The organism is Brevundimonas sp. FV1ye28 (assembly GCF_058681135.1).
Map to the genome: position 1 here is coordinate 653,326 of NZ_CM178731.1, position 9,577 is coordinate 662,902.

Genomic DNA, 9,577 nt, shown 5'->3' on the forward strand with positions numbered 1-9,577 from the left:
GCATGATCGTCGCCATCCTGCTCACCACTGTCTGGCTCAGCCTGATCATCGGCGCGCGATACCTGCTGGTCGCGGGCGGCGTCTGGTGGGCGACCTGGGGCCGCAGCTCGGGCGTCGGCGTCCGCCTGAACCGCGAGCGGCCGTCGAAACGGCTGATGCTGCACGAGATCAAATATTCCCTGCTGTCGACGCCGATCTATGCCTTCCCGGCCGCCGTGGCGCTCGAGGCCTGGAAGGCGGGCGGAACGCAGCTCTATCTCGATCCGGCGGCCTATCCCCTATGGTGGCTGCCGGTCAGCTTCCTGCTGCTGCTGATCGTTCAGGACACCCACTACTACTGGACCCACCGGCTGCTGCACGACCGACGCATCTTCGCCTGGGCCCACGCGGCGCATCACCGGGCGCGCGACCCCAGCCCCTTCGCCAGCTTCGCCTTCGATCCGGCGGAGGCGGCGCTGACCGCCTGGCTGCTGCCGGTGCTGGCCTTCGTGATCCCGCTGAACATCTGGATGCTGGCGGTCATGCTGACGGTGATGACGGCGACCGCCGTCATGAACCATTGCGGCTGGGAGATGTGGCCCGACCGCTGGGTCCGCGGTGGCGTCGGTTCTCACCTGATCACCGCCACCCACCACAGCCGCCACCACACCCATATGAAGACGAACTTCGGGCTCTATTTCCGCTGGTGGGACCGGCGCTGCGGAACGGATGCGATGCCTGGAGAAGGAGGCAGTAGGCAGTAGGAGTTAGGCAGTAGAAAAGGGGCAGGCGCAGACTTCTACTGCCTACTGCCTACTGCCTACTGCCTACTGCCTACTGCCTAGGCTGGCTCCACCACCACCGCCGTCCCATAGGCCAGTACCTCGGTGACGCCCGGCATGATCTCGGTGGCGTCGTAGCGCACGGCCAGGATGGCGTTCCCGCCGGCCGCCTTGGCGTGCTCGACCAGCTGTTCGAAGGCCTCCTGCCGCCCCGCCTCGGCCAGCTTCACATAGGCGCCGACCCGGCCACCCAGCATGGATTGGACGCCGCCGATCGCGTCGGAGATGGCGTTTCTCGACCGCACTGTAATGCCACGCACGACGCCGATGTGGCGCACGACGCGATGGCCGAAGATCTCGTTGGTGGTGGAGGTCATCATGGCGGGCGGCTCCTGTTTCAGATGCGCTCGAGGATGCGGAAGGTGAAATCGTGGTCGTCCTTCTCGCCCGCATCATGCCGTTCCGAGGCGACCTCGCGGAAGAGGGATTCGTCGAAGGCCGGAAAGAAGGTGTCTCCCTCGGGCTCCGCCTCGATCTCGGTGATATAGAGCCGCTTGGCGCGAGGCAGGGCCGCCTCGAACAGGGCCGCGCCGCCGATGACGCAGACCTCGTCCACCCCATCCTCCTCCGCCGTTTCGCGCGCGATATCCAGCGCGTCGGCGAAGCTGGTGACGACCACTGCCCCCTTGGCCTTGCCCTGTTCCTCATAGGACAAATCCCGCGACAGGATCAGGTTCAGCCGGCCGGGCAGGGGCCGCAACGGCAGGCTCTCCCACGTCGCCCGCCCCATGATGCAGGGCTTGCCCGAGGTGATCTGCTTGAACCGCTGCAGGTCGCTGCGCAGCCTCCAAGGCATGTCGCCGTCCATGCCGATGACGCCGTTGCGGGCACGGGCGACGACGAGGGCGATGTGGGGAATGGGCATCAGGAGGGCTCCAGCCAGTGCAGCCACTTGTCCTGCATGGCCTGTTCGATGTCGATCCCGGCCCGGTCGCAGTAGATCAGCAACATCCCCAGCACGTCGGCGGCTTCGTCGGCGAGCGCCTTTGGATCGGCGTCACCGCGCGCCCGGCCGCTCATGCGCAGATGCTCGGCGGTGAGTTCGCCGAGCTCCTCCTGCAGCTTCAGGATCGCCCAGTCGCCCGAGCGGTCGATGCCGTGCTCGGCGGCGTAGATGTCGGAGATGCGGAGGACGGAGGCGGAGAGATCTGAGAGGTTCACTCGAGGTCCTGCCTGACAAAAACAGCGTCGCAAATTTTGTGTGGTCGGCGCTCAAAATGATAGCGCCGCTGACAGAGCCTCAGCTCGCTTGGAGGGACGATACTGTCGAGGTCATTGTCGAGAACGACCTCATCAGCGTCGCACCATTCGCCGCGTTTGTTCAAACGCCTGACGTAGACGTGTGCCCTCAAAGGCACCTCCAGTGCGTCGGCTAGATCCAAACCGGTCACGCCGTCGATGACACTCGATGGGTGCTTCAGGAGACTCGCTCTGAGTGCCGCAAAGTCGATGACATCCTTATAACGAGATTTATCTGAGCCCATTTCCCCCACGACGAAATTATCGACCTCGAAATGCTTGAAGCCATGATCGGCCATGGCAGCAGCGAGCGTGCTTTTTCCCGCGCCTGCGAACCCGTCGATCAAGATATGGCCTTGGATGATGGGCTGGCTTGCTATCCAGTCGAGAAGAGCGCCGACCTTAGTGAACTCAGGCGTCAAATCGCGACGGCCGCCTTGATATGCGGATGCGCTTCATAGCCCGACAGAGCGAAGTCCGACGGCTCGAAGGCGAACAGGTCCCGCTTCGGCGCAATCGTCATCGTCGGCAGGGCCAGCGGCTGGCGCGTCAGTTGCAACTCGGCCTGTTCGAGGTGGTTCGAATACAGGTGGGCGTCGCCGAAGGTATGGACGAAGTCGCCCGGCTCCAGCCCCACGACCTGGGCCACCATCATGGTCAGCAACGCATAGGAGGCGATGTTGAACGGCACGCCGAGGAAGACGTCGGCCGAGCGCTGGTAAAGCTGGCAGCTCAGCTTCCCGTCGGCGACGAAGAACTGGAACAGGCAATGGCAGGGCGGCAGGGCCATGAGCTCGATATCGGCCGGGTTCCAGGCCGAGACGATGTGACGGCGGCTGTTGGGGTTGGTCTTCAGCCCTTCGATCAGCCGGGCGATCTGGTCGATCGATTCGCCGTTCGGCGCGGCCCACGACCGCCACTGCTTGCCATAGACGGGACCCAGTTCGCCGTTCTCGTCGGCCCACTCGTCCCAGATCGAACAGCCGTTCTCCTTCAGCCAACGCGTGTTGGTCTCGCCGCGCAGAAACCACAGCAACTCCACGATGATGGAGCGCAGGTGCAGCTTCTTGGTGGTCAGGAGCGGGAACCCCTTCGACAGGTCGAACCGCATCTGGCGGCCGAAGACGCCCAGCGTGCCCGTGCCCGTGCGGTCCTCGCGACGCACGCCGTTGTCGAGGATGTCGCGCAGCAGATTCAGGTACTGGAACTCGGGATGGTCCGCGGGCGCGGCCACGATACGGTCCTGAAGGTCACTGAGCTGAGCCACGGCGTTCATCCCATCAATGTGCCGCTGATTCGGCTGCGGGGCATCGCCGCGATTCGGTTGCTCACAGGAAAGTGGCGGTGCCGGACCGAGGCGGGCTCAGGCAGAGCGCTGATGCGACGTCGGCTCGGGACCCAGGTCTTTGCACCCGCGTCCATTTTCTCGCTCCCGCCGTGCGCGCCCATCGCGACCACGAAGACGAATGATTCGATAGGTTTGCACTGAAAATCTCCCGCCGGATGGAAGAATTTGGACTCGCTGGACTCGGTTCCCTCGGAGTCCAATCCGCACGTTCAGCCCCCGAACCCACCCCCGTCCAGAAACGCCTGCTCTTCCGCCGTCGTCTCCCGGCCCAGTGCCTCGTTCCGATGCGGGAACCGGCCGAAACGGACGATGATGTCGCGGTGGATGTGGGCGTATTTGAGCACCTCGGGCATGTCCGTCGACAGCCTGACCGCCTCGTCCTGATCGGCCAGGTCCTCGGAATGCTCGAACGGGGTGACGAAGAACTGGCGCAGGTCCGCATCGAACGTCTGCGCCAGACCGCGCGCCCAGGCCTGGCGCGCATACATCAGACCCAGGCCGTCGGTGGCGAACTGGTGCCCGGTGCCGCGATACGAATTCCGGGGATACTGGTCGAGCAGGATCATCAGGGCCAGCGCCCCTTCCGCCGTCGCCATCCAGTCGTCCAGCTCGCGACGCGCGGCGGCCCAGTGCAGGGCGCGCGCGGCGTCGCGGAACTGACGGTCGAAGGCCTCGTCCTTGGCGTACCACATCTTCGGACCCGCCTCTTTCCAGAAGGCGACGACGGACGAAGGCGTTATGAGAGGGGTCATGACCCAGTCTCTACCCAATCCGCTCCCCGTCTTCCACGACCGCGACTGCGACCTGTCGGTCATCCGCGCCAAGCGTGTCGCAGTCATCGGCTATGGCAGCCAGGGTCGGACCCATGCACTGAACCTGCGCGACTCTGGCGTGACCGACATCGTCGTTGGCCTCAAGTCCGGGTCGGCGACGCGGGCGAAGGCCGAGGCCGACGGCTTCGTCGTCCTGACCGCAGGCGAGGCGACGGCGGGCGCGGATGTGGTCGCCATGATGGTCTCCGACGAGGCCCACCGCGACCTGTATCGCGACGAGATCGAGCCCAATATCCGGCCCGGCGCGGCGATGATCTTCGCCCACGGCCTGTCTGTACGGTTCGGGCTGGTGACGCCGCGCGCCGACCTCGACGTCATCCTCGATTCGCCCAAGGGCATCGGCCCGCGCATCCGCGACCTCTACGAAGCGGGCGAGGGGGTCTTCTGCCTGTTCGGGGTGCATCAGGACGCCACGGGCCAGGCCCATGCCCTCGGCCTCTCCTATGCGGCGGCCCTTGGCTGCGGCCGCAAAGGCATTCTGGAGACCACCTTCGCCGCCGAATGCGAGAGCGACCTGTTCGGCGAACAGGTGGTTCTGTGCGGCGGCGTCGGCGAGCTGATCGACGCGGCCTTCATGAAGCTGGTCGAGGCCGGCTACCCGCCCGAGGTCGCCTGGTTCGAATGCTTCTACGAGGTCAAGCTGGTCATCGACCTGATGTACGAACGGGGCATCGCCGGGGCCTTCGCCAAGATCTCCAACACGGCCGAATACGGTGCCTACCTGACCGGGCCGCGCGTGATCGGCGAGCCGTCGCGGGCGGCCATGGACGGGGTGCTGAGCGACGTGCGGGACGGGTCGTTCGTGAAGCGACTGATGGCCGACTACGACGCCGGCTCGCCCGAGCTACTGGCGCGGCGCAAGGCGCTGGGCGAACGCACGATCGAGACCGTGGGCGCCAGGCTAGCGGCGGTCGCCGCCAAGGCTGTCGATTGAGGTGAAGCGCTCGGGACGCGCCGGAAAAGATGGTCGGAGTGAGAGGATTCGAACCTCCGACCCCTGCCTCCCGAAGGCAGTGCTCTACCAGACTGAGCCACACTCCGACTTGGAGGCGGGCTTATAGCGACGGGCTTGGGGGCCTGCAAGCGCCTTCGGAAGCTTTGTAAAATAGTCCGGAAAGGGGGTGTTGCATCCCCCGACGCCTTGGCGTATTCGACCGCCTCCCCGGTGCCGAGGCCCTGGGGGACGCCGGTCCTGCTGGGGAATGGTGTAATGGTAACACTCCGGTTTTTGGTACCGTCATTCAAGGTTCGAGTCCTTGTTCCCCAGCCACCGCCTTCCACGACAAGCGTAGAAAAAAGCCGCGCAGGGCGATCCCCGACGCGGCTTTTGTGCGTTCTGAATGGAGATTCAGTGCGTCGTGTCAGGCCTGATCGGCAGCCGGATGCGAATGCCGACCCCGGCCCCTGCCGCCGTTTCGACCGCGAACGCGCCGCCGAGATGGGCGACGAGGCCTTCAACGAGCGCCAGGCCGTCGCCCTTCATCAGATCGTCCGACCCAATTCCCGAATCCCGCACCACCAGGCTCACGCCATCGTTCGCTCGCGAATAGGCGATGGCGATCGAGCCGCGACGGTCGTCGGGGAAGGCGTGCCTGACGGCGTTCGACATCAGCTCGTGCACGATGATCGCCAGCGGCACGGCGTGGGTCTCGGACAGGGCTGTCGGCGCGGCGCGCAGATCGATCCGTACGCCGCGTCCCTCGCAGTTCCGCCGCCAGAACCCGGCGGCGTCCTCCAGATAGGCGGCGAAATCGACCGACCCGGTTTCGACGATGCGCCGATTGATCAGACCCATGGCCGCGACCACATCGCTCAGCCAGGTCAGATGGCGACGGCTTTCGGGATCCTGCACACTGCGCAGCCGAATCCCCACCAGCGCCTGAAGCAGCTGGTATCCACCGATCACACGCCGCTCTAGTTCGGCAATCCGTTCTTCCGCGTCAGCGGTCATTCGCCCCCCGAGGCGCAGAAATCGAAGATTTTGATAGCCTGCCGCGAACCATTTCGCCAAGCACGCGTTTCGACTGTCCGGTAACCGACAGAGTAACCTTACGAGCGTCGGAGTTCCGGTGGGGATCACTTTGCAACAGGCGTCTGACCTTCGGGTCATGATCGTGGAGGACCAGGCCATCCTTGCGATGGAACTGGAGCTCGTGCTCGGCGACGCGGGCTGCGACGTGGTCGGCTGCGCGATGGATCGTACCAGCGCCTTCGAGATCGCTGAACGCGAGCGGCCGATGCTGGCCCTCGTCGATGTCAACTTGCTCGACGGGCTGACAGGCCCCCAGATCGCCCACCGGCTGGTCAGCGAATATGGCACGGCGGTCGTCTTCCTGACGGCCAACCCCGAACAGATACCCGACGGGTTCGCCGGCGCCTTGGGCGCGGTGTCCAAGCCATTCGATGAGCAGACGATCAAGGCCGTCGTGGCCTTCGCGCGCCGCTTCATCCTGACCCGGACCGTCACCGATCCGCCGAGGCGATTCCGCCTGGCGCCGTGGCTGACCACGCCGCCGGCGGACATCGCCCCGCACTGACCGGCTCTGCCGGGGGAGCGCCGACCGGATCCAAGTCCAACTGCATCAGATGCACGTCGATCCAGCGGTCGAACTTCCAACCCACTTGATGATAAGTCCCGGCCTCCGAGAAGCCGTGGCCTTCGTGCAGAGCAATCGACGCCTGGCTCGTCGCGCTGTCGCTGATGGCCCCGATGATATGGCGTAACCCCAAATCTCGGGCGCGATCGATCAGTGCCGACAGCAGGGCGCGGCCGATCCCACGACCTCTGGCGGTCTCCTCGATATAGATTGAGCTCTCCACGGCGAAGCGATAGGCCGGGCGCGGCCGAAACGGCGAGGCATAGGCGTAGCCGGCGAAGGCCCCGTCGATCTCGGCGACCAGCCACGGCAGGCTCTTGGCGCGAACGGCCTCGAAGCGCCCGGTCATGGCCTCAAGCGACGGCGGGTCCAGTTCGAACGTCGCCGTGCCGGTCAGCACCTCGCGGCCGTACAGGGCCGTGATGGCGGGAAGGTCGGCGGCGGTCGCCTCGCGGATCACGCCGTCTCCCACCCCTTGTCGATCGCCCAGACCGCGAAGGCGTAGTCGTGAGCGACTTCCTTCAGATAGTCGAACCGGCCGGACGCGCCGCCGTGTCCGGCCTCCATGTTGATCTTCAACAGGACAGGTTTGCCTGAGGTCGTCGCGGGTCGCAGCTTGGCGACCCATTTCTCGGGCTCCCAGTAGGTCACGCGCGGATCGGACAGGCCGCCGGTCGCCAGGATCGCCGGATAGGCCTTGGCCTCGACGTTGTCGTAGGGGCTGTAGCTGGCGATGTAGTCGTAGGCCTCCACGTCCTCGATCGGATTGCCCCACTCAGGCCATTCGGGCGGGGTGAGCGGCAGGCTCACGTCCGACATGGTGTTGATCACGTCCACGAACGGCACCTGACCGATGACGCCGGCCCAGAGCTCGGGCCTCATATTGGCGACCGCCCCCATCAGCAGACCGCCGGCGGACCCGCCCTGGGCCACGATGTTGCCGGCGCGCGCATAGTTCTGGGCGATCAGGTGGTCGGCGGCGGCGGTGAAGTCGGTGAAGGTGTTCTTCTTGGTGAACTTGCGCCCATCCAGGAACCAGCCCCAGCCTTTGTCGGAACCGCCCCGGATATGGGCTATGGCGTAGATCCAGCCGCGATCGACCAGCGACAGCCGACCCGTAGAGAAGCTGGCCGACATCGGGATGCCGTAGGAGCCATAGCCATAAAGCAGCAGCGGCGCGGAGCCGTCGACGGGCGTCGAACGGCGACGCAGGACGGTGACCGGCACCATCTCGCCGTCGGTGGCGCGGGCGTTCAGTCGCTCGACGACATAGTCGGCGGGGTCGTGGCCCGACGGGACCTCCTGGACCTTCCGCAGCACCCGCTCGCGCGTGAGCAGGTCGTAGTCGTAGGTCGAGGTCGGGGTCGACGGCGAGTTGTAGCCATAACGCATCGTCGTCGTCTCGAACTCCGACGCCCCGGCCAGCGACAGGGTGTAGGCGGGTTCGTCGACGGCGATCTCGTGCTCGTCGCCGGCACGGCTGCGGATCACGATCTTCGTATTGGCGTCGGCGCGTTCCTGACGGGCGATGAAGCTCTTCACCAGGGCGACGCCCTCGATGAAGCGGCCCGGCGTGTGGGGGACCAGATCCTGCCAGCCGGAACGTGCGGGCTGTTCCGTCGGGGCCTGGACGATCTTGAAGTCGATGGCGTCGTCGGCGTTGGTGCGGATGACCCAGCGATCCTGCCAGTGATCGACGTCGTAGCGGACGGCCACCTCCCGCTCGGCCAGCACCAGCGGCATGTCGGTCGGCTGCAGGCCGGAGATGTAGCGGGCCTCCGATGTCTCCTGGTTCTGGATCGAGATGACGATGAAGGCGTCGTCCGAGGTGCGCTCGACCCCCATGAACATGCCGTCGTCGGCTTCCTCGTAGACGAGGGTGATTTCGCCCCCGCGCGCCGGCCGACGGAAGATCTTGTCGGGCCGGCCGTTGTCGTCGCGGTTGGTCCAGAAGATCCAGCGCGAGCAGGGCGAGAAGGTGAAGTTCCCGGTCGCCGACTGGATCACGTCGGGCAGGACCTCGCCGGTCGCCAGATCCTTGACGTAGATGCGGTGGACCTCCGACCCTTGCGCGTCTTCGGCATAGGCGAACAGGGCGTGGTCGGGGCTGTGCTCGACCGCCGAGACCTCCGAATAGGCCTTGCCCTCGGCCAGCGCGTTGCAGTCGAGCAGCAACTGAGGCGTCGGGGCGACGACGAAGTTCTTCGTCACCGGCTGGCCGTCTTCGATCCAGGTCCCCTGGCGCTCGACGCGCATGTAGCGGGGATGCTGGTCGCCGGTCCGATACTCGGTGAAATACTCCCACGGGCCGTCGGGCGAGGGGACCGAGGAATCGTCCTCCTTGATGCGCCCCTTCATCTCCTCGAACATCTGGGCCTGCAGCGGCAGCGTCGAGGCCAGCATGGCTTCGCGATAGGCGTTCTCGGCCTCCAGGTGTTCCTTGACGTCGGCCTTGATCAGGGTCGGGTCGCGCAGGACGGCCTGCCAGTTGTCGTCCTTCATCCACTGATAGTCGTCGGTGCGCGTGCGCCCCAGCTGTTCGATGACGACGGGGATCTTCTTGGCGACGGGAGGGGTGGGCGACATCTGGGCTCCGGGGGAACGGGCGAGGGCGGGTGTGGCGGCGGCGACGAGCGCCGATGCGGCGGTCGTGGCGACGAATTCGCGGCGGTTCATCTGCGTCGGTCCCCTGTAGGTTACCGGCGCAGCTTGTGCGACAGGCATGGGCCCCGTCAAATG

The 9,577-nt window shown here is 65.8% G+C and carries 12 protein-coding genes and 2 tRNA genes; 4 read left to right on the top strand and 10 right to left on the bottom strand.

The window, feature by feature from the left end; genetic code table 11:
- The first annotated feature begins 2 nt into the window (after positions 1-2).
- Positions 3-743 carry a sterol desaturase family protein gene (locus ACW171_RS03275; RefSeq protein WP_492095671.1) on the top strand — a complete coding sequence of 247 codons (741 nt, stop codon included), beginning with the start codon at positions 3-5 and terminating at the stop codon, positions 741-743.
- 77 nt (positions 744-820) lie between these two features.
- Here ACW171_RS03275 and ACW171_RS03280 read toward each other — a convergent pair whose 3' ends face one another.
- From ACW171_RS03280 to ACW171_RS03305, 6 genes are all read right to left on the bottom strand, one after another.
- A complete protein-coding gene (locus ACW171_RS03280; protein WP_492095672.1) occupies positions 821-1,141 on the bottom strand; it encodes a YbjQ family protein in 321 nt (106 codons plus the stop codon).
- Positions 1,142-1,158: 17 nt separating this feature from the next.
- Positions 1,159-1,686 (bottom strand): dihydrofolate reductase, encoded by a 528-nt coding sequence (locus ACW171_RS03285; RefSeq protein WP_492095673.1) that lies wholly within the window; start codon positions 1,684-1,686, stop codon positions 1,159-1,161.
- Positions 1,686-1,982 carry a phosphoribosyl-ATP pyrophosphohydrolase gene (locus tag ACW171_RS03290; protein WP_492095674.1) on the bottom strand — a complete coding sequence of 99 codons (297 nt, stop codon included), beginning with the start codon at positions 1,980-1,982 and terminating at the stop codon, positions 1,686-1,688. Before ACW171_RS03290 ends, ACW171_RS03285 begins: the two co-directional genes overlap by 1 nt.
- Entirely contained in the window at positions 1,979-2,482 is a 504-nt protein-coding gene (locus ACW171_RS03295; protein ID WP_492095675.1) for a nucleoside/nucleotide kinase family protein, read from the bottom strand. The genes ACW171_RS03290 and ACW171_RS03295 overlap by 4 nt, the downstream gene beginning before the upstream one ends.
- Positions 2,479-3,336 carry a thymidylate synthase gene (locus ACW171_RS03300; protein ID WP_492095676.1) on the bottom strand — a complete coding sequence of 286 codons (858 nt, stop codon included), beginning with the start codon at positions 3,334-3,336 and terminating at the stop codon, positions 2,479-2,481. Before ACW171_RS03300 ends, ACW171_RS03295 begins: the two co-directional genes overlap by 4 nt.
- Before the next feature lie 281 nt (positions 3,337-3,617).
- Positions 3,618-4,160 (bottom strand): DUF924 family protein, encoded by a 543-nt coding sequence (locus ACW171_RS03305; RefSeq protein ID WP_492095677.1) that lies wholly within the window; start codon positions 4,158-4,160, stop codon positions 3,618-3,620.
- Here ACW171_RS03305 and ilvC point away from each other — a divergent pair.
- Positions 4,159-5,175, top strand: coding sequence for a ketol-acid reductoisomerase (ilvC, locus tag ACW171_RS03310; protein ID WP_492095678.1), 1,017 nt, complete (start codon positions 4,159-4,161; stop codon positions 5,173-5,175). The two genes, ACW171_RS03305 and ilvC, sit on opposite strands and share 2 nt — an antisense overlap.
- Positions 5,176-5,205: 30 nt before the next feature.
- Here ilvC and ACW171_RS03315 read toward each other — a convergent pair.
- Positions 5,206-5,282: transfer RNA gene (locus tag ACW171_RS03315), tRNA-Pro, on the bottom strand.
- Between the two features lie 155 nt (positions 5,283-5,437).
- Between ACW171_RS03315 and ACW171_RS03320 the strand changes: the two genes are divergently transcribed.
- Positions 5,438-5,511: transfer RNA gene (locus ACW171_RS03320), tRNA-Gln, on the top strand.
- A gap of 78 nt (positions 5,512-5,589) precedes the next feature.
- Here ACW171_RS03320 and ACW171_RS03325 read toward each other — a convergent pair.
- A complete protein-coding gene (locus ACW171_RS03325) occupies positions 5,590-6,192 on the bottom strand; it encodes a sensor histidine kinase (RefSeq protein ID WP_492095679.1) in 603 nt (200 codons plus the stop codon).
- 118 nt (positions 6,193-6,310) lie between these two features.
- On the opposite strand from ACW171_RS03325, the gene ACW171_RS03330 reads away from it, so the two are divergent.
- Entirely contained in the window at positions 6,311-6,778 is a 468-nt protein-coding gene (locus ACW171_RS03330; RefSeq protein ID WP_492095680.1) for a response regulator, read from the top strand.
- Here the strand turns inward: ACW171_RS03330 and ACW171_RS03335 are convergent.
- Together ACW171_RS03335 and ACW171_RS03340 are read right to left on the bottom strand one after the other, a co-directional pair.
- Entirely contained in the window at positions 6,705-7,298 is a 594-nt protein-coding gene (locus ACW171_RS03335; protein ID WP_492095681.1) for a GNAT family N-acetyltransferase, read from the bottom strand. The genes ACW171_RS03330 and ACW171_RS03335 overlap by 74 nt on opposite strands.
- Positions 7,295-9,514, bottom strand: coding sequence for a S9 family peptidase (locus tag ACW171_RS03340; protein WP_492095682.1), 2,220 nt, complete (start codon positions 9,512-9,514; stop codon positions 7,295-7,297). Before ACW171_RS03340 ends, ACW171_RS03335 begins: the two co-directional genes overlap by 4 nt.
- Positions 9,515-9,577 lie beyond the last annotated feature (63 nt).